Genomic DNA, 23,824 nt, shown 5'->3' with positions numbered 1-23,824 from the left:
ACCGCCGGGGGAACGACCAGGTCAGGCCTGAATGAGGATGCCCTGATTTGTGAATTCGACCGGTTCCTGACTTATCGTTCAGCTGCGGGGTCGACCCACAAGGATCGCCCCTGCCCGAAAACACTCGGTCACCACCTCGGAACGGATCGTTGTCCGAGAGTGGCCGGAGCCCCATCGGAGTGCGTGTTCAACGGCGAACCCGCTCTCGCATCGCCCCGCGGTGGCTCGCGTCGAATCTCGGACGTGGCCGCGCTCTCGCGGATCTTGGCTCGACTCGTCAGTTAGGCAAGACACATGCAGCTTCCCGGACACCGGTACCCATCAGCGCGCGGCCTCTACGATCCCGCCAACGAACACGACTCCTGCGGTGTCGCGTTCGTGGTCGACATGCACGGCCGACGGAGCCGCGACATCGTCGACAAGGCGATCACGGCGCTGATCAATCTCGAACACCGCGGCGCTGCGGGTGCCGAGCCCAACACGGGTGACGGTGCCGGCATCCTGATCCAGGTCCCCGACGCGTTCTACCGCGCCGTGGTCGACTTCGATCTGCCGCCCGAGGGTTCCTATGCCACCGGTATCGCGTTCCTCCCGCAGGCGCGCGCCGCGTCCGCCGAGGCTGTCGCCGGTGTCGAGCGTGTCGTGACCGAGGAGGGCCTCGAGGTTCTCGGCTGGCGCGACATCGAGACGGACGACGCCTCCCTGGGCGCGCTGGCGCGCGACGCCATGCCGACGTTCCGCCAGCTGTTCGTCGCCGCTCCCGACCGTGCACTGTCCGGCATCGATCTCGAGCGCCGCGCGTTCGTCGTGCGCAAGCGCGTCGAGCACGAACTCGGCCTCGAAGGCCCCGGCAAGGACGGTCCCGGACGCGAGTCCGTGTACTTCCCGTCGCTGTCGCCGTCGACCATCGTCTACAAGGGCATGCTCACGACGCCGCAGCTGCGAGGCTTCTACCTCGATCTGCAGGACGAGCGCGTCGTCAGTGCCCTCGGTCTGGTGCACTCGCGCTTCTCCACCAACACGTTCCCCTCCTGGCCGCTGGCACACCCGTTCCGCCGTGTCGCGCACAACGGTGAGATCAACACCGTCACCGGCAACGAGAACTGGATGCGTGCCCGCGAGGCCCTCATCGAGTCGGACGTCTTCGGTGGCCCGGAGAAGCTCGAGAAGATCTTCCCGGTGAACACGCACGGAGCGTCGGACACCGCGCGCTTCGACGAGGTGCTGGAGTTCCTGCACCTCGGCGGTCGCAGCCTGCCGCACGCCGTGCTGATGATGATCCCCGAGGCGTGGGAGCACCACGACAAGATGGATCCGGCTCGCCGGGCGTTCTACCAGTACCACTCGACTCTGATGGAGCCGTGGGACGGACCGGCGTCGGTGTGCTTCACCGACGGCACCGTCATCGGCGCGGTCCTCGACCGCAACGGCCTGCGTCCGAGCCGTCTCTGGGTCACGGAGGACGGCCTGGTCATCATGGCGTCCGAGGTCGGCGTCCTCGACATCGAGCCGTCGAAGATCGTGCGCAAGGTCCGCCTGCAGCCCGGTCGCATGTTCCTGGTGGACACCGCGCAGGGCCGCATCGTCAGCGACGACGAGATCAAGGACGAGCTCGCCGCCGAGCACCCCTACCAGGAGTGGCTCGACGAGGGTCTCGTCGAGATCGACGACCTGCCCGAGCGCCCGCACGTCCACATGACGCACGACCGCGTGCTGATCCGTCAGCAGATCTTCGGGTACACCACCGAGGAACTGACCATGCTGGTCGCTCCCATGGCCAAGGCGGGCGCCGAGGCCATCGGGTCCATGGGCACCGACACGCCCGTCGCCGTGCTCTCGAACCGCCCTCGGATGCTGTTCGACTACTTCTCGCAGCTCTTCGCACAGGTGACCAACCCGCCCCTGGACGCCATCCGGGAAGAGGTGGTCACCAGCCTCGGCGGCACCATCGGTCCCGAGCGGGATCTCCTGCAGCCCAGTGCCGAAGCATGCCGGCAGATCGTGCTGAAGTCGCCGATCCTGCACAACGACGAGCTGGCCAAGCTGGTCCACATCAACGACGACGGCACCCAGGACGGACTGCGCTCCGTGGTGGTCCGCGGCCTCTACCCGGTCGCCGAAGGCGGTGAGGGACTACGTCGTTCGCTCGAGATCATTCGTTCGCAGGTCTCCGCGGCGATCGACGGCGGCGCGCGCATCGTCATCCTGTCCGACCGCGAGTCGAGCGAGCGGCTGGCACCGATTCCGTCGCTGCTGCTGACCTCGGCCGTGCATCACCACCTCGTCCGAGAGAAGACCCGCACCAAGGTGGGGCTGATCGTCGAGGCCGGTGACGCCCGCGAGGTCCACCACATGGCCACCCTCGTCGGCTTCGGTGCCGCAGCGGTCAACCCCTACATGGCGTTCGAGTCGATCGAGGACATGATCGATCGCGACACCCTGCAGGGCATCGACTACGACAGTGCCGTCAAGAACTACATCAAGGCCGCCGGCAAGGGTGTGCTGAAGGTGATGTCGAAGATGGGCATCTCGACGCTCGCCTCGTACACCGGCGCCCAGCTGTTCCAGGTGATCGGCCTGTCGCAGGCACTGGTCGACGAGTACTTCTACGGCGTGCAGTCGCCGCTCGGCGGCATCGACCTCGACCAGATCGCGGCCGACGTCGCGGTGCGTCACGGAGTCGCGTACCTGGACAACAAGTTCGAGCGCGCGCACCGCGAGCTCGAGACGGGCGGCGAGTACCAGTGGCGGCGAGAGGGCGAGTACCACCTGTTCAACCCGGACACGGTGTTCAAGCTCCAGCACGCGACCCGTACCGGTCAGTACTCCGTGTTCAAGGAGTACACCCGCATGGTGGACGACCAGTCCGAGCGGCTCGCGTCGCTGCGCGGACTGTTCCGCTTCAAGACCGAGGGTCGCACCCCGATCCCGATCGACGAGGTCGAGTCGGCACGCGACATCGTCAAGCGTTTCTCCACGGGTGCGATGAGCTACGGCTCCATCTCGGCCGAGGCGCACGAGACGCTGGCCATCGCGATGAACCGCCTCGGTGGTCGCTCGAACTCGGGTGAGGGCGGCGAGGACACCGCACGCTTCCTCCCCGACGAGAACGGTGACTGGCGTCGGTCGGCCATCAAGCAGGTCGCGTCGGGTCGTTTCGGTGTCACGTCGAACTACCTGACCAACTGCACCGACATCCAGATCAAGATGGCGCAGGGCGCCAAGCCCGGTGAGGGTGGCCAGCTTCCGGCGCACAAGGTGTACCCGTGGGTGGCCGAGGTGCGTCACTCGACGCCGGGTGTCGGCCTCATCTCGCCGCCCCCGCACCACGACATCTATTCGATCGAGGATCTGGCTCAGCTGATCCACGACCTGAAGAACGCCAACCCGTCGGCGCGCATCCACGTGAAGCTCGTCTCCGAGGTCGGTGTCGGTACGGTCGCCGCCGGTGTCTCCAAGGCGCATGCGGACGTGGTGCTCATCTCGGGCCACGACGGCGGCACGGGCGCCACCCCGTTGACGTCGGTCAAGCACGCCGGCGCACCGTGGGAGCTCGGCCTGGCCGAGACCCAGCAGACGTTGCTGCTCAACGGTCTTCGCGATCGCATCGTCGTGCAGGTCGACGGTCAGCTCAAGACCGGTCGCGACGTCATGGTCGCCGCGCTGCTCGGTGGTGAGGAGTTCGGCTTCGCCACCGCGCCGCTGGTGGTCTCGGGCTGCATCATGATGCGCGTCTGCCACCTCGACACCTGCCCGGTGGGCGTGGCGACGCAGAACCCACTGCTGCGCAAGCGGTTCGCCGGTCAGCCGGAGTTCGTCGAGAACTTCTTCCTGTACATCGCCGAGGAGGTCCGCGAGTACCTCGCGGAGTTCGGTTTCCGCACGCTCGACGAGGCCATCGGCCAGGTCGCGCTGCTGGACACCACCGCGGCGAAGGATCACTGGAAGGCGTCGAAGCTCGATCTGTCGCCGATCCTGGACGTCGCGGAGTCGGCGTTCATGAACCAGGATCTCTACTGCACCGGCACGCAGGACCACGCACTGGACAAGGCTCTCGACCAGCAACTCATCGCGCAGAGCCGCGAGGCACTGGACAAGGGCGAGAAGGTCGAGTTCTCGACGCGGATCACCAACGTGAACCGCACCGTGGGCACGATGCTCGGCCACGAGGTCACCAAGGCGTACGGCGAGGACGGTCTGCCGGAAGGCACGATCGACATCACCTTCACCGGATCGGCCGGTAACAGCTTCGGAGCGTTCGTGCCCAAGGGCATGACGCTGCGACTGCAGGGCGACGCCAACGACTTCGTCGGCAAGGGTCTGTCCGGTGGGCGGATCGTCGTACGCCCGTCGCTCCAGGCCAACTCGAGCTTCGTCGCCGAGAACAACATCATCGCCGGCAACGTGATCCTCTTCGGTGCCACCGAGGGTGAGGCGCTCATCCGCGGTGTCGTCGGTGAGCGGTTCGCCGTCCGTAACTCGGGCGCCGTCGCGGTGGTCGAGGGTGTCGGTGACCACGGGTGCGAGTACATGACCGGTGGCAAGGTCGTCATTCTCGGCGAGACCGGCCGCAACTTCGGTGCCGGCATGTCCGGCGGTGTGGCGTTCGTCTTCGACCCGAACTCGACGTTCGAGGACAACCTCAACACCGAGCTCGTCGACATCGAGGAGCTCCAGGGTGACGAGTTCGCGTGGCTCAAGGATGCGATCACGCGGCATCGTGACGAGACCGGGTCCGAGGTCGCCGAGCGCATCCTCGCGGACTGGTCTCAGCAGGTCAATCACTTCGTGAAGGTGATGCCCCGCGACTACAAGAAGGTACTGCTCGCGATCTCCGAGGCCGAGAAGAACGGCGCGGACGTGGACGAGGCGATCATGGAGGCAGCTCGTGGGTGATCCACAAGGATTTCTGAAGAACACGTCGCGGGAGCTCCCGTCGCGGCGCCCCGTCGACCTGCGCCTGATGGACTGGAAGGAGGTGTACGAGGACTTCTCCACGGACACCCTCCGCACCCAGGCCAGCCGGTGCATGGACTGTGGCATTCCGTTCTGCCACAACGGGTGCCCGCTCGGGAATCTGATTCCCGAGTGGAACGACCTGGTGTACAAGGACCGGTGGCGCGAGAGCATCGACCGGTTGCACGCCACCAACAACTTCCCGGAGTTCACGGGCCGGCTGTGCCCGGCCCCGTGTGAGGCGTCGTGCGTCCTGGGCATCAACCAGGACCCGGTGACCATCAAGCAGGTCGAGGTCGAGATCATCGATCGCGCCTTCGACGAGGGATGGGTCCAGCCCGTCTACCCGACGTACCTCACCGGCAAGAAGGTGGCCGTCGTCGGTTCCGGTCCCGCGGGTCTCGCTGCAGCGCAGCAGCTCACGCGTGCCGGCCACACCGTCACCGTGTTCGAGCGAGCGGATCGCATCGGCGGACTCCTGCGCTACGGCATCCCCGAGTTCAAGATGGAGAAGCGCCACATCGATCGCCGGTTGGCGCAGATGGAGGCCGAGGGCACCATCTTCCGAACCGGTGTCAACGTCGGTGTCGACATCACCGCGGACGAGCTCCGAGAGGAGTTCGACTCGGTCGTCCTGTCGGGCGGTGCCACCAAGGCCCGCGACCTCGAGGTCCCCGGCCGCGAGTACGGCGGCATCCATCAGGCGATGGAGTTCCTGCCCTGGGCCAACCGTGTTCAGCTCGGCGACGACGTCGTCGACCAGTACGGCCAGCCGCCCATCACGGCGAAGGGCAAGAAGGTCGTCATCATCGGCGGCGGCGACACCGGCGCGGACTGCCTCGGCACGTCGCACCGTCAGGGCGCGGCCAGCGTCCACCAGTTCGAGATCATGCCCCGCCCGCCGGAGGAGCGCGCCGGATCCACCCCGTGGCCGACGTACCCGCTGGTCTACCGCGTGTCCTCGGCTCACGAGGAGGGCGGCGAGCGCGTCTTCTCCGTCAACACGGAGCGCTTCACGGGCGAGAACGGCATGGTCACCGGACTCGACGCGCACGAGGTCGAGTTCAAGGACGGTCGCTTCGCCAAGGTCGAGGGGTCGGACTTCCACCTCGAGGCCGACATCGTGTTCCTCGCGATGGGCTTCACCGGGCCCGAGAAGCCGGGCCTGCTCACCGATCTCGGAGTGAATCTCAACGAGCGCGGCAACGTGTCGCGGACCGACAAGTGGAACACCAACGTCGACGGTGTCTTCGTGGCCGGCGACATGGGCCGCGGTCAGTCGCTCATCGTGTGGGCCATCGCCGAGGGCCGCTCCTGCGCGTCCGCGGTCGATTCGTTCCTCATGGGAAAGACGGCGCTGCCCGCGCCGATCGTGCCCACCCAGGCACCCCAGCGGTAGCGAGCCCACACCCCCGGTACGAACAGAACACCCCCTGCAGCCTGCTGCAGGGGGTGTTCTGTGTCGGGAGTCGGTGCGTCAGCGCGCTCGACGGAACAGGACGGCGGCCGCGCTGCCGGCGATCAGCAGCGTGACGAGCGTGGCCCCGGACGCGGCGACGATGCCGTCCACGTACGCCTCGCGGGCGCGGGACGCGAGGTCGGGCCCGACGTCGGGTGACATCCGGCCGGCTTCGGCCAGGGTGCCGGCGAGCGTGCCGTCTCCGGACGTGTCGGCGGGCCCCAGCACCAGGCGGTACGTGGCCACGCTGATGGAGCCGAGCACGGCGATGCCCAGTGCCCCACCGAGTTCCGCACCCGTCTCCGACACGGCACCGGCCGCGCCCGCCTTCTCCGGTGCCGCGGTGGCGAGCACCCGATCCGAGCCGAACGTCGTGCCGGTACCCACACCGAACGCAGCGATCACCATGCCGCACAGCAGGATCGCGAGCGTGGCGCCCGACCCGACGTCCGAGGGGAGGGCCACCGCACCGATCACGACGGCACCGACGAACATGACGGATATGGCGCCGACGAGGATGACGGCCGGCGGGCGGCGTTTCATGATCAGGGGGGCCGTCAGTGAGGCGGTGGCCGTCGCGATCGCCGGGATCAGCGACCACAGTCCCGCCTCGAGGGTGCCGAGCCCCATGACGAGCTGAAGATACTGCGACAGCATCAGATTGAAGCCCGTGATGATGAAGACCGACACGAGGATGACGATCACCGCGACGGAGAAGGCCGGGGTGCGGAACAGGTCGAACTCGATGACCGGGTGCGTGCTCGCGCGTTGACGTCGCACGAACCACCAGCCGACCAGGAGCCCCACCGCGAGCGCGGCGGCCACCTGCCAGTCGAGGCCGTTCTGCGCGGCGTGCTTGAGCGCGTAGACGATACCGAGCATCGCGACGATCGAGGCGCCGACGGCGGGCAGGTCGAAGCGGCCGGGGTTCGGGTTCCTCGCCTCGGGCAGCATCACCGGCGCGGCGATCAGCAGGACCACCATGATCGGGATGTTGATGAGGAACACCGAGCCCCACCAGAAGTACTCGAGCAGCGCGCCCGCGATGACCGGGCCGAACGAGCCACCGCCGGCGAATCCGGCCGTCCAGATCCCGATGGCGACACCGCGCTGCACGGGGTCGACGAAGAGCTTGCGGAGCAACGACAGTGTCGACGGCGCGAGGGTGGCGCCGCCGATCCCGAGAAGAACCCGCGAGGCGATGAGGGCCTCCGGGGTGTGCGAGAAGGCGGCGGCGACGGACGCGATGCCGAAGACGAGCGACCCGATCATGAGCAGCCGACGGGTGCCGATGCGGTCGCCGAGGGAGCCCATCGTGACCAGTAGGCCGGCGAGCATGAAGCTGTAGATGTCGAGGATCCACAGCTGCTGCGAGCTGCTCGGCTGGAGGTCCTCGGTCAGCGAGGGCAGGGCGAGGTACAGGACCGACATGTCCATCGAGACGAGGACGATGGGGACGACGAGGACGGCGAGACCCCACCACTCGCGACGCCCCGCCCGTTCGGTGGCGGGCGTGTCGGTGCTGGTCATGCGTGATCCGTTCGAGAGTGCGTGTGGTGGTGCTCCGTGAGGGGAACACCCTGCATTGCAACACACGGAGCGGGTCGGAAAAGAATCCGCTCCAGCCGGTGAGAGGGAACGAACATGCGGGTGGCAGTACTGGGAACCGGAACGATGGGCGCGGGCATGGCGGGGTCTCTGCTCCGCGGCGACCACGAGGTGACGGTGTGGAACCGCAACGCCGATCGCGCGGCGCCGCTGAAGGACCAGGGGGCGACCGTCGCGGACGATCCGGCGGCCTGCGTCGCCGACGCCGACGTGATCGTCACGATGCTCTACGACGAGTCGGCCACCGCGGACACGGCCACCACCTTCCTGTCAGCGGTGAAGGACGGCGCCGTGTGGGTCCAGTCCGCGACCGTCGGTCCGGCCGGCGCCCGACGGCTGGCCGATCTGGCGCAGCACCACGGGGTCGCCTTTCTCGACTGCCCGATGCTGGGGACCAAGGAGCCGGCGGAGTCGGGAAAGCTCACGGCGCTGGCCTCCGGACCCGCCGGGGGGCTCGAGTCGGTGCGCCCGGTGCTCGAGTCGATGACGGTGAAGATCGTGAACGCGGGGACGGCGCCCGGCCGGGCGAGTGCGCTCAAACTGGCGTGCAACGCGATGGTGTCCACGCTCACGGCGGCCACGGCGCAGTCACTCGCGATGGCGTCGGAACTGGGCCTGGAGCCCTCGCTCGTCCTCGAAGCGCTCGACGGTGGTCCGATCAACGCGCCGTACACACAGATGAAGGGCCGCTCGATGATCGAGCGCGACTTCACCCCGTCGTTCGGGATCGACGGCGTGGTCAAGGACGTCGACCTGATGATCGATGCGGTGGATCCGCGCACCTCCCGCCTGCTGCAGGCCGTGCGCAGTGCGTACGTGGACGCGAGCGTCGCGGGGCACGGCGCCGACGATCTGGCGGCCGTCGTCACGGCCTTCGAGAACGACGAGGGGTTCCAGGGCTGAGTCGTCAGGGGGCAGTCGGGCGATAACCGACGCCCGCCGCCGCTCCTCGCCGTACGTTCGGGTGGACCGATGACGAACGAGCGAGACGAGAACGACGATGAGTGATCTGCACGTGGTGGCCACCATTCCGGTGACGGACGGCTTCGACGAGGTGCTGGAGGCGATGCGGCAGTTCGCCGTTCTCACGCGCGAGGAGGACGGCTGCCTGGAGTACGACGTCTACACCTCGAACGCGGCGCCCGACACCATCGTCACCGTCGAGGTGTGGCGGGACCAGGCGGCCCTCGACGGGCACATGGCGTCACCGCACATGGCCGACGTCATGGGTCGCCACGGCGCCAAGCTGGGCGCCCTGGCGATCCATCCGTTGACGCCCGCCTGAGTCAGGCGAGGCGCGGTTCGTCCCGGTAGGCCGCGCGGTCGTCCTCCGGGTCGGACCGGGCGACGAGCGAGTAGACGAGACCGGACACCGCGAGCAGGGCGACCATCACGAGGACGGCGAGCCAGCCGGTCGAGTCCATGGCGTCCGCCGCGATGCGCTCGAGTCCGGCGGCGAGCCACCCGACGGGCGTGAAGGCCGCGGCCTTGCCGAAGACGGAGCTGTCGGGCGACCCCACCAGGGCTCCGCCTGCCAGGACGAGCTGGACGAGCAGCAGCACCAGGTTGATCGACTGGCCGACGGCACGGCCGAACGCCATCTGCACGGCGCCCGCCGCGGCGAGGAACGCCGCGGAACCCAGGAACAGGAAGACGATGCCGCCGAGGAGCGAGCCGAAGCTGAGACCGTCGCCGACGAACCAGTAGGCGATACCCGCAGCTGCGGTGACCGCGAGGGCCCCGAGGACGGGTGCGATGCGCGCCACGCGGTCCCGACGCGTCAGAAGGCGCATCAGACTCACGGCGGCAGCCGCGGCCACGGCCACCAGTGCCGCGATCAGGTAGTAGTTCGACGGGGTGCTTCCCTGCACGACGAGGGTGGTCTGCGTCTGACCGTTCTCGTCGGTGGTCGTGGTCGCCGCTACTGCGTTGGCCGCGGGCAGCGAGGTCTGCGCGGTCTTCACGTTGGTCTGCAGGCTGCTGACGACGCCGCCGATCGGCTCGATGCCGGTCGTGATCTGGTCGGTGCCCGCCTTCAGCTGCTTGCCACCGTCGTCGAGCTGGATGATGCCGTCGTTCAGCTGGCCGGCGCCCGTGGAGAGCAGCGCGCTGCCGTCGACGGCGGTGTTCACGCCGGTGACGAACTCACTGGAAGGATCGTCGAGCTGGAACGCGAGCAGGGCGGCGCCGTCGCGCAGCTGGTTGATCTGGGAGACGGTGTCGGGGCCGATGCCCTGCGCGTTCAGCGTGTCGATGAGCTCACGCAGCTGCCGTGCCGCGTCGGTGGTGATCGGGTTGTTCAGCACCTCGATGCGGTTCGCGACGTCCGCGATGGACGAGGTGACCTGAGCCTGCTTCTCGCCGAGCGCCAGCAGGGGTGTCGTCAGCTGGTTCACGCCGCCGCTGATCTGCACGGCGCCGTCACCGAGCTGGCCCACTCCGCCCTGCAGCTGCACGAGTCCGCCTGCCAGCTGGGAGTTGCCGTCCGCGAGCTGCTGCGACCCGGAGCGCGCCTGCCCGAGGCCGTCGGAGAGCTGGGTGACGCCGTCGGTGAGCTGCGGCGCCGCGTCGGTCAGCTGAGTGAGTCCACCGCTGAGCAGGCTCAGGGGCAACTGCGTCTGGGTGAGAGCCGAGCGCGTCTTCGCCAGCGGGTCTCCCGCGGCGGGGGTGCCGCCGTCCGTGCCCTCGGAACCGTCTGCCGAGGTGGTGGTCTCGGAACTGCTCTGCGAGGCCAGGGGAACGACGTCGTTCCCGCTGAACGACGCGAAGAGGCCGGCCAGGAGCAGGGGGAGGGCGATCACGAGAACGACGATCACGGGCCGCGACAACGTGGCGACGAGACCCGAACGCGGGGCACCGTGTGCTGAGGGAGAAGTCATGATACTGCTCAGGCTAACCGGTGCCGACGCGCTCGACGGACCGTGCCGAGCGCCGATCGCGCCCGTAATGCCCGGTGACCTGCGCGATTAAGAAGTCGGTGAGGATCGCGCCCGGTTCCGGGGGAGCAGATCCCACACGTGCTGCGTCTCGTTCACCGACGCTACCGTACGTCTGCCGCTGCGCGAGAACAGTATTCGCGTGACCGAGACGTAGTCGATCGGGAAGGTCAGAGGCATGGCGGTGCCGAGCAGATCCTGCAGGTGGACGTTGATCACCCCGCCGTGGGCGAAGACCGCGACCGTGTCCTCCGGCTCCGCGTCCCGCACCACCGAGGCGATGTCGTCGAACACCCGTCGGCGGAAGGCGTCGGCGTCCACCGCGCTCGGCAGATGCCCGGCCTTGATGCGCTCGAACTCGGCGGGGAACTTCTCGCGCGCCTCCTCGATGGGGAGGTAACCCGGGAAGTCGCGGTCGTACTCGGCCAGACCGTCGAGCACGTCCACCGGGAGTCCGGTGTCCGCGGCGAGCGGTTCCGCGGTCTGCCGGGCGCGCAGTTGTGGACTGCTGACGATGCGCGCGAGCCGATGGGCGCGCAGCCCGTCGGGCACGCGCGCGGCCTGCTCGAGTCCCAGCGGTGCGAGGGCGGGATCGGCATCCGCGTCGGAACGCAGCGGGAGAGCGTGGCGGATCAGCAGCAGTTGCACAGCGGCCACTGTCTCACGGTCACGAGAGCGTTCCGAGTGCTGCCACCAGCCGTGCCGGCGCCGTCCGCCGGAACGACATGTCGAGCAGTTCGTCGACCTCGGTCCAGTCGGGGGTCCCGATCGTCAGGTCGAGTCCCACCCAGCCGCTCGCCGCGGTGTACGCGGGCTCGAAGAATCGCTCGTCGTCCAGCAGCGCCGCTCGCTCGTCGGTGTCGGGCAGGACCTGCAGCGACCGATCCCAGCGGGTGGAGGGGTGATCCCCCTTCACCGTGGCGCCGTAGATCGCGAAGACCTTCGTGGTGCGGAAGTTGGGGCGGCCGTGGGAGACCTTCTCGGTGGCGCCCGGCAGGCGCAGGGCTCGTTCCCGCACCGTGGCCAACAACGGATCGTCGTCGCGGAATCGCACGGGATGCTCCATGACCGAGGAGACTAGGCCCTCGTCATCGAGCCGGGCGGTCGATCGCCATCACCACGTGGTCGGTGGGGTCGATCGGATTGTCCGGGGTGAGGTGGGCCTCGGCGACACGTCGGTACCCGGCCTTCTCGAGCGCCCGCCACGACGCCACGTTGCCCGTGGCCACCGGCACGACGACGCACGTCGCGCTCGGGTACCGCCGCCACGTGTCGGCCGTGAACTCGATCAGCACGCGGGTGCCGAGGCCGTGCCCGACGAGGTGCGCCTCGCCGATGAGGTAGTCGATGGTGACGGCCTCCGCGGGCACCGCCCAGAACGGCGCCAGCTCGTCGACGTACTCCGGGTAGTCGTGCCACCGGGCGCGCTGGAGCAGGCCGACGGGGGTTCCGTCGTCGAGAGCCAGCACATCCTCGGACGGCTCCTCGCCGCGGGCGGACGCTCCGAAGTCGCGGGCGACGGCCTCGGCATTGACCTCGTGGTTCCACCACCGCGCCACGTGCGGGTGCGACAACCAGCGCGCGAGCAGCGGGAAGTCGTCCTCGGTGACCCGCCGGAAGGTGATCACGATCAGCGCATGGACACGAGTTCGTGCACGTCGTCGTAGGGGAGCATCCCGTCCACCGTGGCCATGACCTGCATGCGGTCCAGAACGATGTACCCGTCGTGGTTGTCGAGGAACGCGGTGTCGGACGCGTCCCGCCCGGTGGCGATGCGCACGAGGCTCTGCCGTGGGGCCAGCCGGGTCGCGTCGACGACGCGCCAGACGCCGTCGACGTAGGCCTCCGCGACCGCGTGGAAGTCCATCGGGTCGCAGCCGGGCGCGTAGACCGCGACGAGGCGGGCCGGCACCGTCATCGCCCGCAGCAACGCGACGACGAGATGCGTGTAGTCGCGGCAGACTCCGCTACCCGCGAGGAGGGTGTCGGTGGCGCCGTCGATGGGGTCACTGCTGCCGGGGACGTAGCGCAGACGGCGGCCGACCCAGGCGGAGACGCGCTCGAGCACGTCCGCGTCGGAGGTATAGCGCCCGAACTCGGTCTCGGCAAAGCCCAGGAACTTGTCCGATTCGCTGTACCGGCTCGGCCGCAGGTAGACGGACAGGTCTCGCTCGACCACCGGGGCGGGATCCGCCTCGCCTTCCACGCGGGCGCGGTAGTCGACGACGAGTTGTCCACGCCCACAATCGAAACGGTGGATGCGCCCGCCGGTCTCCGCGCGGATCTCCGTGGGTGTGATCTCCTCGCCGTCGAGCCGGAACGACAACGATTCGGTGACCGTCGTCCCCGGTAGCTGCGCGACCGCGATCTGGAACTCGAGGTTGGTGGGGTCGACGACGGTCACGTCGAGGTGGGCAGATACGTCACGCGTCACTACCGCATGATGCCACCGGTCACGGGCGGAAGATCGCCCGGACCGCGTGTGGTCCGGAAGCCCCGCGCTTCGATGACTTTCGATCCGCCGCCATGTCTGTCCAGTGGCAGGCCTGTCCAGTGGCAGGTCTCGAACACGACGGAGGATGTGGAGTCGCATGTCGAACGAGTTGGACAGAGAGCGCGTCGCGGCACTGACCGCGACGCAGAGGCAGGCAACGGTCGCGGTACTCGAAGGACTGTCGAACACCGAGTGGCAACAACCGACTCTGTGCGAGGGTTGGACCGTTGCCGACCTGGCGGCGCATCTGTCGATGTCTTTTCGGGTGAGCTTGCCCAAGTTGTTGGTGACGATGATTCGAGAACGCGGCAGCTTCGACCGCGCGGCCGACCGTCTTGCCCGCCGTGACGCCGCGACGATGGGCCGAGTCGAACTGATTGCCGCGCTCCGAGACAACATCACCACCGAGTGGAGTCCACCGGGAGGTGACCTCGTCGATTCGTTGTGCCACGACGTCGTTCACGGACTCGATCTGACGGAGGGACTGGGACTGCCCGCGACCGCCACGACGCCGCAACTGGAGGTGGTGCTTCGCACGATCGAGTCCAGGAATCGGATGGCCTATTTCGGCGCCGACCTCGACGGGTGTGCACTTCAGGCGTCCGACATCGACTTCCGCATCGGAGACGGCGACACCTTGATCTTGCCGGCGAAAGCGGTTGTCCTGATCCTCACCGGCCGGGCGACCGTGCACGATCATCGTGGAGCGTGACAGATCGGCCCCCGACTCCGGCACGGCCGCACCTGTGATCCGATGCCCGGGAGGCCCGCCGCCCTCCTCAGCCCGCTTCGCGCCCATCCTGCACCGTCGGGCCCGCACCCAGTGCCCACCGGATGGCGGTGGTGACGGCGATGCCGCTCGCGCGCACGGCGGTGGCCTCGGTGATCGGAAGGTAGGGCAACCGGAGGGGGAAGCGGGTCCAGCGCGGCATCATCGACACCGCCACCGACGACAGCAACCCGTAGGCGGGGCGTACTGCCAACGGGATCGGTGGATTGAGCAGGATGAAGCGGGCGGTGCGACGTGCTGCGGGAGTGCCGCGCAGTTCGGGCCGGTACATCGCCAGCATCTCGTTCAGCTCGTCGACCGTCTCGGGCACGTCCTCGGCGCCGAGCCCGCGAGCGACCCAGGCCGACTCCCGGACGTAGGCGTCGCGGCCGCCGGCATCGAGAGGTCGGGCACCGTAACGATCGTGCGCGCGCAGGAAGCTGTCGATCTCCGCGACGTGGACCCACCGCAGCAGGTGCGGATCCGACGCGGCGTACGGCCGCCCGTCCGGCGCGACACCCGTGATGCGCTTGTGCACGGCGCGCACGATCCGCACGGCGCGCTCCGCGTCCTCGATGGTGCCGAACGTGGTCTCGGCGAGGAACGTGCTGGTGCGTTGCAGACGGCCCCACGGGTCGCCGCGGTAGCCGGAGTGCTCGTCCACGGCAGCCATCGCCAGCGGGTGCAACGACTGCAGGAGCAGGGCGCGCATTCCGCCGACGAACATCGACGCATCGGCGTGGACGCGCTGGATCGCCGAATCGGGGCCGTACCGACGTGGCCCCTCGGCCAGGTGGATCCGGTCGCGTCGAGCGGGGCCCTCGTCGCCCGCGACCCGCGCGAAGATGGTCTCGCCCACTCGGGTCTGGACCGTGCGCAGAGGATTCATCTCTCCAGTGTGCGCTCGCGCGGCGTTCAGCCGGTGGAGACAGTTCTCACCAGCGCCGCGACTCGCCGGGGCTGATCGATCATGGCGTGGTGGTGCGACGGGGACACCACGGCGAAGCGGCCGCCGAGGTAGCGGGCCAGACGCTGCTGGCGCCGCAACCACTGCGCTCCCCACGGGGTCCGTCGTCCCGTGTGCGCGGCGGCCACGATGACGGGGACGGACGGAACGGGCGTCGCGCGGCGCAGGCGGTTCAATTCGAGGGCCATGTCGGCGTACACCGCGTACTCGATCGCGGCGGCCTCCAGATAGGAGGGATCGCGGTAGATGCGGCGGAGATCGTCGACCCGGTCGGGCGCGTACCCGTCCGGGGGAACGGCCTGCGTCAGGACGTGGCGCACCGGATCGGCGAGCAACCGTTGCAGACCGGCGGCCGAGACGATGCGGGCGATCACGCGGGTCACCGGAATGCGGATGCGCGGCGGCACCAGGGCCGACGGCGACTTCTCGACGCTCGAGTCGAGCAGCACGAGCGCCGCCGTGCGCGCGGGGTACGACCGCGCGAAGCCCTCGACGTAGAAGCCGGCCATCGAGTGCCCCACCAGGACCACGGGGTCCGTCATCGCGAGGGCGTCCAGGACGGCGAGGATGCGATCGGCCTCCTCGTGCACCGTCGGCACCCGGTCCGGAGGCAGCGGTTCGCTGTCGCCGAAGCCCGGTCGATCGATGGCCACCGTCGTGTGGCCGGCCGCCACCAGCAGCGCGGACACGTCGATCCAGTCGTGCCACGTCGAGGCGAGCCCCCCGCACAGCACGACGACCGGGGCGGGCGCCGCCGCCGCGTCAGGACGGGAGACCACCACGTGCACGGCGGTCCCCAGTACGTCGACGACCACCTCGCCGTTCGGTTTCATGTGAAACATTCAGCTCCGCGGCTTGGCCAACGGGAACGCGAGGGTCTCGCGGATCGACCCGCCCGTGATGAGCATGACCACCCGGTCGACACCCATTCCGAGGCCACCGGTCGGCGGCATGCCGTGCTCGAGCGCCTGGAGGAAGTCCTCGTCCAGTTCCATCGCCTCGGGATCGCCGCCCGCGGCGAGCATCGACTGCGCGGTGAGACGAGCGCGTTGGTCGACGGGGTCGGTCAACTCGCTGTACGCGGTGCCCAACTCGACCCCCCACGCCACCAGATCCCACTTCTCGGCGACGCCCGCGATGCTGCGGTGGGGCCGAGTCAGCGGGGACATCGACGTGGGGAAGTTGGTGTAGAACGTCGGGAACTCGGTGAAGTCCTCGACGAGGTGCTCGTACATCTCCTGCGCCACGGCGCCCTCGTCCCAGGTCGACTGATACGGGACGTCGTGCAGATCGCACAGACGCTGCAGCTCCGCGAGCGGTGTGTCGGGCCGGACGTCGGCACCGATCTTCTCCGCGACGGCGCCGTGCATGGTCTTCACCGGCCACTCGCCGGAGATGTCGATCTCCGTCATGGTGCCGTCCTCGGCCGGCCGGTAGATCACCTCGCGGCCGTGCGCGGCCACGGCGGCGCGCTGGATCAGCTCCCGGCACAACACCATCGCGCGCTCGTAGTCGCTGTGCGCCTCGTAGGCCTCGAGGATCGTGAACTCCGGATTGTGCTTGAAGTCGGCGCCCTCGTTGCGGAACACGCGACCGATCTCGAAGACCCGCTCCATGCCGCCGACGCACAGCCGCTTGAGGTACAGCTCCGGCGCGATACGGAGGTAGAGATCGAGGTTGTAGGCATTGATGTGCGTGAGGAAGGGTGCCGCGTTCGCGCCGCCGTGAATCTGTTGCAGGATCGGCGTTTCCACCTCCATGTATCCGCGGTCGCCCAACGTGTCGCGCAGCGACTTCACCACCGCGCTGCGAGCACGCATGAGGGCGCGCGCCTGCGGATTGATCTCCATGTCGACGTAGCGCTGACGCACCCGCGCCTCGGGATCGGTGAGCCCGCGGAACTTGTCCGGCAGCGGGTGCAGCGATTTCGCGTTCATGCGCCAGTCGCTCACCAGCAGCGCGAGCGCTCCGGTGCGACTGCGACCGACCACTCCCGTGCAGGAGATCAGGTCGCCCAGGTCGAAATCGGACGTGAAGCGTCGCAACCGATCTCGATCGATGCGCTCGCTGTCGAGGAGGATCTGCAGGTCCCCGCTCCAGTCGCGCACGAGGCCGAAGACGACGCCGCCGTAGTCGCGGATGCGCAGCAGGCGACCGGACACGCGCACGGTGGTGCCCTCCGGGGCGTTCGCCGCGGAGTCCACGGTGTGGGTGGGCGGATGCGCGACGGGGTAGGCGTCGACGCCGTCCGCGGAGAGCCTGTCCATCTTGGACATCCGCACCCGGACCTGTTCCGGCCGTCGCCGGCCGGGCAGCGTGTCGACGGGTGTGTCGTCGGGCTCGCTCCCGTCGGCGTGCAGCGTGCCGTCGGCCAGCAGCGCGGCGGGAACAGCCTGTCGGGTGCCGGTGTGAGTGCGTGCACCGAGGCCCGGCAGCGTGAGGAAGCCCTCCGCGATGGCCGATGCGGTACCCACCTTCGGCAGATCGCGGTTGTCCTCGAAGCACAGGTACCGCGGTACCCACTCGGGCTGGTACTTGAGGTTCGATCGGTACAGCGTCTCGAGCTGCCACCATCGCGAGAAGAACACGAGCGTCGAACGCCACAGGCGCAGAACAGGTCCCGCACCGATGCGGCCGCCCTCCTCGAACACGGAGCGGAAGACGGCGAAGTTCAGGGACACCTTGGTGATGCCCACGGTGTCCGAGCGGGACGCGAGCTCGGAGACCATGAGCTCGACGGTGCCGTTGGGTGAGGCGGGATCACGGCGCATGAGGTCGAGCGATGCTCCGCTCGCGCCCCAGGGCACGAGGGAGAGGGTGCCGACGACGCGGTCGTCCGCATCGAGCACGGCCTCGACGAGCAGGCAGTCGCCGTCGAGAGGGTCGCCGAGGCGCCCGAGTGCCATGGAGAACCCGCGTTCGGTCTCGGTGTCACGCCAGCGGTCGGCACGCTCGACGATGCCCGGCCACTCGTCCTCGGGGATGTCGCGATGCCGTCGGATGCGCACCGTCACGCCCTTGCCGCGCGCCCGATTGACCGCCTGGCGCACCGGGCGCATGTCGGGTCCGTTCAGGCTGAACGAGCGGGTCTGCAGGATCGCCTCGTCGCCGAGTTCGAGCACGGCGAGTCCCGCCCGCCGGAACGCGGCGGCACCGGTCTCGCTCGCTCCCATCACCGCCGGGGCCCACCCGTACCGAGACGACATCTCGAGCCACGCCTCGATCGCGTGAGGCCAGGACTCCTCGAGGCCGATGGGATCGCCGCTGGCGAGGCACACTCCGACCTCGACGCGATAGGTGATGGCGGCCTTGCCGTTCGGTGCGAAGACCACCGCCTTGTCGCGGCGGGTGGCGAAGTAGGCCAACGAGTCGTCGTGGCCGGAGCGGGCGATGAGTCCGCGTAGCGCCGACTCGTCCGTGCCGGTGAGGGCGTTGCTCGCACGCTGCGAGCGGAACAGTGTCACCACCGCCGCGGCGAGGGCGACGAAGGCGAGCAGTCCCAGAAGAAAGTTGAGGAATCCGTGTGGTCGGCCGCTGAACTGCTCGTTGTCCACCAGTGCCAGGCCGGCCACTCGGTTGAGTGACCACAGGAAGGTCTCGTTCCGCGGCAGCGAACCCGGGAAGGCCTCGAGCAGCGCCCAGCCGGCGAGGATGCCGACGATCAGACCGGTGACGAGAACACCGAGTGCCTTCCATCCGGCGCCGCGTCGGACCTTGGTGTCGAACTCGGTGCGGGAGGCGAGCAGCAGTGCGAGCACCGCGACCTGCAGGACGAGTCCGATCCAGGACCCGACGCTGCCGGGATCGTCCACCAGGGTCGATACGTTCACCACCGCGGATCCGGCCGTGTAGAGAAGAGCGATCCACCACGCGACGCGTTTGCGCGTCGACAGCGCCGCGGCGACCAGCGCGACCACGAAGCCGTAGGACAGGCTCGTGTCGGGAGCGTCGATGACGTACGAGTCGAGCCACTCGCGGGGTACGTGGACGAGGGCTCGGAGCGCGGGTGACAGGCTCCACAGGAGGACCAGCGTCGCGTAGACACCGAGCACGAGGCCGACGTGGTGCGGCACCTGCCGCAGGCGCCCCTTGTGGCGCGACCGGCGATCGGCGCGGGCGACGCGGGACGCGTCGGACAGGCCTGACGGGGACGGTGATGCAGTGCCCGCGGCGGATGCCGCCGGGGTCGCCTGTGTGGCCATGATCGAGCGCCTCCTGCCGGGACCGTGGATGACGGGACGAGCCCGTGCTCCGCAGGACACAGGCTGTGACAGACAACTATGCAGCGTTCGATGCCGCCGCGCGCCCTGTGCTGCGCGGCGGGTCGTCACGAAGGGCCGGGAACCGGAACGACGTCGGGTTCGTTGGCCGGGCAGCACCGATCCGAATACGGATGAATCGGGCGAAACGAGAAGGGATCTCTCACATGGGCGTCAGCCTGACCAAGGGTGGCAACGTGTCTCTCACGAAGGCCGCACCGAATCTGACCGCGGTGTCCGTCGGACTCGGATGGGATCTGCGCACGACGACCGGAACGGATTTCGATCTCGACGCCAGCGCCATCGCGCTCGGCCCGGACAAGAAGGCGCCCGGCAACGAGTACTTCGTCTTCTTCAACAATCTGAAGACTCCGGACGGCTCGATCCAGCACACGGGTGACAACAAGACCGGTGAGGGCGACGGCGACGACGAGGTCATCGACGTCGATCTCGCAGCGGTCCCGTCCACCGTCGACATCGTCACGTTCCCCGTCTCGATCTACGAGGCCGACGCGCGCTCGCAGTCGTTCGGCCAGGTCCGCGGCGCCTACATCCGCGTGATCGACAAGTCGAACGGCACCGAGCTCGCCCGTTACGACCTCACCGAGGACGCCTCGACGGAGACCGCCATGGTCTTCGGCGAGCTGTACCGCAACGGTGCGGAGTGGAAGTTCCGCGCCGTCGGCCAGGGCTACGCCTCCGGACTCGCCGGCATCGCCCGCGACTTCGGCATCAGCGTCTGATCAGTCTCGACGCCTGACCTCGGGGCGGTCGGCTCGTCGCCTCGCGCGCACGATGCCGACCGCCCCGATGATCATGCCCACGATGGACAGCACGTCCGACTCGGTGAATCCGTGCTGGAGTGAGAACACCACCAGCACACGGCCCTCGAGCGGCGCGTTGAAGAGCAGCCAGCCGATCGACGCGAGCACCACCGCGGAGATCGACCAGGCGTTCGGCCGCGCCAGGCACCACGCCGACGCGGCGAACAGCGAGTTCATGACCACGAGTGCGTGGAAGATGTCGATCACGGGGTGGGTTTCCTCGTCTGGGTCCGATGCAGGGCGGGTGTCACAGGAAGGTCGAGAGCAGCCGATGCCCGCCGGCGGCCTTGGCTCGGTACATCATCGAGTCCGCACCCCGCGTCGCGCGGTCGATCGCCCCGGGTCCGGAACTCCACAGCGACGAGTCGGGAGTCAACACGGCGACGCCGACGCTGGCGGTCACGGGAATGGTGTCCTGTCGATCGTGGACCGTCTCGGTGACACGGGCGACCACCGACTCGACGTCACCGTCCACATCGGTGAGGACCGCCACGAACTCCTCGCCGCCGGTACGCGCGAGCACCCCGTGGCCGTCGAAGAGCTCGGCGAGCCGGGTCGCGACCAGGACGATCACGGTGTCGCCCTGATCGTGTCCGAAGCGATCGTTGACGCTCTTGAAACGATCGATGTCGATCATCACGACCACCACGGGCGATGTGGTCGCGAGTGCCGTCTCCCACAGATCCTCGACCGAGTTCTGCAGACCGCGGCGGTTCCTGACGCCGGTCAGCGAATCGAGGTCCGAGGCTTTCGCGTCCGTCGAGACGAGTGACCACGCGATGGACGCGAAGACCGGCACCCCACTGCTCGCGCCGCTGGCCACCAGCACCGCGGCGATCGCGTCCCACGGCCCCCACAGGTTCTGGACGTACGCCAGGGTGCCGATGAGGACGATGACGGCATTGGTGAACGCAAGATGGGCGAGCAGCACTCGTGGGCTGAGGAAGAACGTGCAGAGAGCGCCGTTGATCGCGAACAGGAAGGTGCCGATCAGTGCCGACGTCGGGGTGTCCAGCAGGATCACGGACGTGATGCCGACGTCGCCGAAGATCAGGAACCCGAGGAACTGCGCCTTCGTGTCCGGCGTCGGTCCCGTGAGCACCCAGATCATCGCGGCGATCTGCAGTGCCAGCACGAGGAAGACGTAGACGATCGCCGGCGTGCCGGAGGGGCCGTTGGGCGAGGCGAGCATCAACATGGACACGGTCGCGTTGAGCAGCACCGCGCCGGCGAAGACCAGCCGGATGATGCCGTGTATGGACCGGGTGGAGTGATGGACGAAGATCCAGTCGAAATCGTGCGGCGTGGTCAGCCACCGACGCACGACGTCGAGTGCGCTGTCCCGAGGCCGGTGGGTGAGGGGTCTGCGTTGCGCGTTGCGGATGCGCCGGGATCCGCTGTGTCGACCCGGGCGAGCGCGATCGCGGGACGCGCGGACGCGCTGCGTGACCGGCGGACGGGTCGGGTGCGACATGCGTGGAGAATCCCTTCGAACTCGATGCGACCCCCGACGCGGCGTGTGTCCCTGCTGGTGACCAGTGAAGTGTACGTGTAGTCGGTTTGGTCGGCCCGAAACCGGTGAAACATCGGGTATTCGTGATAGGTAGCCGAGATCATCCCTCGACGTACGATCGGCCGCATGACCGCTGTGTTCCCTGCCAGGCTTCCCGTCGTGTGCGCGCCGATGGCCGGAGGCCCGTCCACCCCCGCCCTGACCGCCGCCGTGAGCGATGCCGGTGGCCTGGGGTTCCTGGCCGGAGCGCTGCTGAGCCCGGAGGCGCTCGACGGCCGGCTCTCCGAGATCGAGTCCCTCACGTCGGCGCCGTACGGCGTCAATCTCTTCCTCCCGTCAGCGCACATCGCGGTCGCCGACGAGATGGAGTCGTACCGCGCCGCGCTGGCCCCGATCGCCGCCGAGTTCGGGGTCGAACCCGGCCCGGCGACACCCGGCCCCGACGACATCGACGCGGTGATCGACGTGGTGCTCGCCCACCGCCCGGCGGCCGTGTCGGTCACGTTCGGTCGACCCGGCGCCGAACTCACCGCCCGCGTGCACGAGATCGGCGCCCTGATGATCGGGACGGTCACCTCCGTCGACGAGGCCCGCGAGGCCGTCGAGGACGGGGCCGACATGCTCGTCGTCCAGGGCAGCGAGGCCGGCGGACACCGGGGCGTCTTCACGGACGATGCGTCGTCTCCTCGAGGCGGTGACGCGATGTCGCTGCCGTCCCTGCTGCTCGCCGTCGGACTGTCTGTCGACGTGCCCTTGATCGCGGCCGGCGGGATCATGGACGGGTCCGGCGTGGTGGCCGCTCTCGGACTCGGCGCCGTCGCTGCGCAGATGGGCACCGCGTTCCTGTGCTCCGACGAGGCCGGTACCTCGGCGGTGCACCGCGCCGCACTGCTGGACCGTCGCTACCGGCGCACCGTGGTGACGCGTGCGTTCTCGGGACGACCGGCTCGGGGACTCGAGAACGAGTTCGCGGCGCAGTTCACGGCCTCCGCACCGGCCGGCTATCCCGATGTCAACGCGATCACGGGCCCGATCCGCACCGCGGCGACGGCTGCCGGCCGAGCGGACGTGCCCAACCTGTGGGCCGGTACCGGGTGGCGTTCGGTGATCGCCGCGCCGGCCGCGGACATCGTCGCGCGGATCGTCGCCGAGATGGAGACCGCCTAGAACCTCAGGACGGGTCTGCGGTCGGGGACCGGTCCTGACTTCCCGCGAGGAGGATCGACGCGATCAGCTCGGGGTTGTCCGTCATCGGCACGTGGCCGACCCCGGGGACCGAGATGACGCGGGCGTGCGGGAAGCGGCGACGGACGCCCCGCACCTGGTAGTGCGGCAGGATCAGGTCTCGCGTGCCCCACGCCACCGTCACCGGCACCAGCGGTTCGGTGAGTGGCGGGAACTCGAACGGCGCGTCGATGCCCGCGTCGATCATCGCGTTGGTGGTGAGTGACGAGGCGTCGACGACGGCGGCCTCGTACGACACCCTGCTCGGATGCGCGAAGAACGGCAGCAGCGTGGGGTACCGCACCGCCCGCATCTTGAGCGCCGTCGGTGTGGCCTTGCCGAACGTGCGCGCGACGGTCCGCATCGCGCGGAACGTCACCATGGTTCGAGCCTGGTCGGTGTGGTTGAGGAAGAAGCCGGCGGGGGACAGCGCGGTGGCCGACGCCACCTCACCCTGCGCGGCGAGACACAGCGCGACGTAGCCGCCGAGCGAGTTGCCGGCGATGTGCACCTGGTGGTCCGGCTCCTCGATCTCGCGGACGAACTCGGTGACCTCGTTCTGGAGCGTGAGCAGCACGTTCTCACCGGACTCGTGCAGCGGCTCCGACTCCCCGTGCCCGGGCAGGTCCACGGTCACGACCCGCCGATAGGGCGTGAGCAGGTCCAGCACCGCGTCCCACGCCTGGCGGCGGTGAACGACTCCGTGCACCAGTACGAGGGTGGGACCGTGACCGTCGACGTCGTAGCGCAGTGTCATGGGCGGATGGTAGCGGAGCCCGGCGCAGTGCCTGTCACTCGGCGTACACAGACAATCC

At 68.8% G+C, this 23,824-nt stretch carries 19 protein-coding genes; 7 read left to right on the top strand and 12 right to left on the bottom strand.

The features are described 5' to 3' along the window. Window positions 1–294: 294 nt before the first annotated feature. Together gltB and QE397_RS19865 are read left to right on the top strand one after the other, a co-directional pair. Entirely contained in the window at window positions 295–4,896 is a 4,602-nt protein-coding gene (gltB, locus tag QE397_RS19870) for a glutamate synthase large subunit (protein WP_222632497.1), read from the top strand. After that, complete coding sequence (locus QE397_RS19865; RefSeq protein ID WP_027505921.1) at window positions 4,889–6,355, top strand: glutamate synthase subunit beta; 1,467 nt, start codon at window positions 4,889–4,891, stop codon at window positions 6,353–6,355. Before gltB ends, QE397_RS19865 begins: the two co-directional genes overlap by 8 nt. A gap of 78 nt (window positions 6,356–6,433) precedes the next feature. Here the strand turns inward: QE397_RS19865 and QE397_RS19860 are convergent, their stop codons facing one another. Then, a complete protein-coding gene (locus QE397_RS19860) occupies window positions 6,434–7,945 on the bottom strand; it encodes an MFS transporter (protein WP_204869460.1) in 1,512 nt (503 codons plus the stop codon). Between the two features lie 114 nt (window positions 7,946–8,059). Between QE397_RS19860 and QE397_RS19855 the strand changes: the two genes are divergently transcribed. Then, window positions 8,060–8,926 carry an NAD(P)-dependent oxidoreductase gene (locus QE397_RS19855; RefSeq protein WP_307096883.1) on the top strand — a complete coding sequence of 289 codons (867 nt, stop codon included), beginning with the start codon at window positions 8,060–8,062 and terminating at the stop codon, window positions 8,924–8,926. Window positions 8,927–9,023: 97 nt separating this feature from the next. Then, the gene (locus QE397_RS19850) at window positions 9,024–9,308 is read left to right on the top strand and encodes a putative quinol monooxygenase (protein ID WP_027505918.1); all 285 of its coding nucleotides are present in this window, start codon (window positions 9,024–9,026) and stop codon (window positions 9,306–9,308) included. Between the two features lies 1 nt (window position 9,309). Here QE397_RS19850 and QE397_RS19845 read toward each other — a convergent pair whose 3' ends face one another. The 5 genes from QE397_RS19845 to QE397_RS19825 all read right to left on the bottom strand — a co-directional run bounded on the left by QE397_RS19845 (window position 9,310) and on the right by QE397_RS19825 (window position 13,393). Next, a complete protein-coding gene (locus QE397_RS19845; protein ID WP_307096881.1) occupies window positions 9,310–10,902 on the bottom strand; it encodes a phage infection protein in 1,593 nt (530 codons plus the stop codon). Window positions 10,903–10,989: 87 nt separating this feature from the next. After that, the gene (locus QE397_RS19840) at window positions 10,990–11,607 is read right to left on the bottom strand and encodes a histidine phosphatase family protein (RefSeq protein ID WP_222641406.1); all 618 of its coding nucleotides are present in this window, start codon (window positions 11,605–11,607) and stop codon (window positions 10,990–10,992) included. 19 nt (window positions 11,608–11,626) lie between these two features. Beyond that, a complete protein-coding gene (locus tag QE397_RS19835) occupies window positions 11,627–12,025 on the bottom strand; it encodes an MmcQ/YjbR family DNA-binding protein (RefSeq protein ID WP_307096880.1) in 399 nt (132 codons plus the stop codon). A gap of 22 nt (window positions 12,026–12,047) precedes the next feature. Then, window positions 12,048–12,587: a GNAT family N-acetyltransferase gene (locus tag QE397_RS19830; protein ID WP_222647782.1), complete on the bottom strand. Its 540-nt coding sequence runs from the start codon at window positions 12,585–12,587 to the stop codon at window positions 12,048–12,050. 2 nt (window positions 12,588–12,589) lie between these two features. After that, complete coding sequence (locus QE397_RS19825; RefSeq protein ID WP_307096877.1) at window positions 12,590–13,393, bottom strand: transglutaminase family protein; 804 nt, start codon at window positions 13,391–13,393, stop codon at window positions 12,590–12,592. 157 nt (window positions 13,394–13,550) lie between these two features. Here QE397_RS19825 and QE397_RS19820 point away from each other — a divergent pair, with 157 nt between their 5' ends. Next, entirely contained in the window at window positions 13,551–14,165 is a 615-nt protein-coding gene (locus tag QE397_RS19820) for a maleylpyruvate isomerase family mycothiol-dependent enzyme (RefSeq protein ID WP_051613396.1), read from the top strand. Between the two features lie 67 nt (window positions 14,166–14,232). Here the strand turns inward: QE397_RS19820 and QE397_RS19815 are convergent, their stop codons facing one another. Genes QE397_RS19815 through lysX form a run of 3 tightly spaced genes read right to left on the bottom strand, consistent with a single transcriptional unit; the run spans window position 14,233 to window position 19,391 of the window. Continuing rightward, window positions 14,233–15,111, bottom strand: a complete 879-nt coding sequence (locus tag QE397_RS19815; RefSeq protein WP_027505911.1) for an oxygenase MpaB family protein — start codon at window positions 15,109–15,111, stop codon at window positions 14,233–14,235. 26 nt (window positions 15,112–15,137) lie between these two features. Continuing rightward, window positions 15,138–16,022, bottom strand: a complete 885-nt coding sequence (locus tag QE397_RS19810; protein WP_261770429.1) for an alpha/beta fold hydrolase — start codon at window positions 16,020–16,022, stop codon at window positions 15,138–15,140. Window positions 16,023–16,031: 9 nt separating this feature from the next. Then, complete coding sequence (gene lysX, locus QE397_RS19805; RefSeq protein WP_307096874.1) at window positions 16,032–19,391, bottom strand: bifunctional lysylphosphatidylglycerol synthetase/lysine--tRNA ligase LysX; 3,360 nt, start codon at window positions 19,389–19,391, stop codon at window positions 16,032–16,034. A 224-nt stretch (window positions 19,392–19,615) separates the two neighbouring features. On the opposite strand from lysX, the gene QE397_RS19800 reads away from it, so the two are divergent. Continuing rightward, a complete protein-coding gene (locus QE397_RS19800; protein WP_027505908.1) occupies window positions 19,616–20,191 on the top strand; it encodes a TerD family protein in 576 nt (191 codons plus the stop codon). Here the strand turns inward: QE397_RS19800 and QE397_RS19795 are convergent, their stop codons facing one another. Further along, a complete protein-coding gene (locus tag QE397_RS19795) occupies window positions 20,192–20,479 on the bottom strand; it encodes a hypothetical protein (protein WP_231476344.1) in 288 nt (95 codons plus the stop codon). It abuts the gene before it with no gap. A gap of 40 nt (window positions 20,480–20,519) precedes the next feature. After that, a complete protein-coding gene (locus QE397_RS19790; protein ID WP_307096868.1) occupies window positions 20,520–21,746 on the bottom strand; it encodes a diguanylate cyclase in 1,227 nt (408 codons plus the stop codon). 165 nt (window positions 21,747–21,911) lie between these two features. On the opposite strand from QE397_RS19790, the gene QE397_RS19785 reads away from it, so the two are divergent. Beyond that, window positions 21,912–22,952, top strand: a complete 1,041-nt coding sequence (locus QE397_RS19785; RefSeq protein ID WP_156380436.1) for a nitronate monooxygenase family protein — start codon at window positions 21,912–21,914, stop codon at window positions 22,950–22,952. 4 nt (window positions 22,953–22,956) lie between these two features. Here the strand turns inward: QE397_RS19785 and QE397_RS19780 are convergent, their stop codons facing one another. After that, complete coding sequence (locus QE397_RS19780) at window positions 22,957–23,766, bottom strand: alpha/beta fold hydrolase (protein WP_027505905.1); 810 nt, start codon at window positions 23,764–23,766, stop codon at window positions 22,957–22,959. Window positions 23,767–23,824 lie beyond the last annotated feature (58 nt).

The sequence above is a fragment of the Rhodococcus sp. SORGH_AS_0301 genome (genome assembly GCF_030818285.1).
In the GTDB taxonomy this organism is placed as follows: Bacteria; Actinomycetota; Actinomycetes; order Mycobacteriales; family Mycobacteriaceae; genus Rhodococcoides.
The sequence above is the reverse complement of the archived record's forward strand: the minus strand, read 5'-3'. Positions and strand labels throughout refer to the sequence as shown.

Bases quoted from the DNA above. Each gene is read 5' to 3' on its own strand.
- gltB (WP_222632497.1), top strand. From the start codon at position 295: ATGCAGCTTCCCGGACACCGGTACCCATCAGCGCGCGGCCTCTACGAT.
- QE397_RS19780 (WP_027505905.1), bottom strand. From the start codon at position 23,766: ATGACACTGCGCTACGACGTCGACGGTCACGGTCCCACCCTCGTACTG.
- QE397_RS19850 (WP_027505918.1), top strand. From the start codon at position 9,024: ATGAGTGATCTGCACGTGGTGGCCACCATTCCGGTGACGGACGGCTTC.
- QE397_RS19810 (WP_261770429.1), bottom strand. From the start codon at position 16,022: ATGAAACCGAACGGCGAGGTGGTCGTCGACGTACTGGGGACCGCCGTG.
- QE397_RS19860 (WP_204869460.1), bottom strand. From the start codon at position 7,945: ATGACCAGCACCGACACGCCCGCCACCGAACGGGCGGGGCGTCGCGAG.
- QE397_RS19855 (WP_307096883.1), top strand. From the start codon at position 8,060: ATGCGGGTGGCAGTACTGGGAACCGGAACGATGGGCGCGGGCATGGCG.
- QE397_RS19785 (WP_156380436.1), top strand. From the start codon at position 21,912: ATGACCGCTGTGTTCCCTGCCAGGCTTCCCGTCGTGTGCGCGCCGATG.
- QE397_RS19820 (WP_051613396.1), top strand. From the start codon at position 13,551: ATGTCGAACGAGTTGGACAGAGAGCGCGTCGCGGCACTGACCGCGACG.
- QE397_RS19790 (WP_307096868.1), bottom strand. From the start codon at position 21,746: ATGTCGCACCCGACCCGTCCGCCGGTCACGCAGCGCGTCCGCGCGTCC.
- QE397_RS19835 (WP_307096880.1), bottom strand. From the start codon at position 12,025: ATGGAGCATCCCGTGCGATTCCGCGACGACGATCCGTTGTTGGCCACG.
- QE397_RS19815 (WP_027505911.1), bottom strand. From the start codon at position 15,111: ATGAATCCTCTGCGCACGGTCCAGACCCGAGTGGGCGAGACCATCTTC.
- QE397_RS19845 (WP_307096881.1), bottom strand. From the start codon at position 10,902: ATGACTTCTCCCTCAGCACACGGTGCCCCGCGTTCGGGTCTCGTCGCC.
- lysX (WP_307096874.1), bottom strand. From the start codon at position 19,391: ATGGCCACACAGGCGACCCCGGCGGCATCCGCCGCGGGCACTGCATCA.
- QE397_RS19800 (WP_027505908.1), top strand. From the start codon at position 19,616: ATGGGCGTCAGCCTGACCAAGGGTGGCAACGTGTCTCTCACGAAGGCC.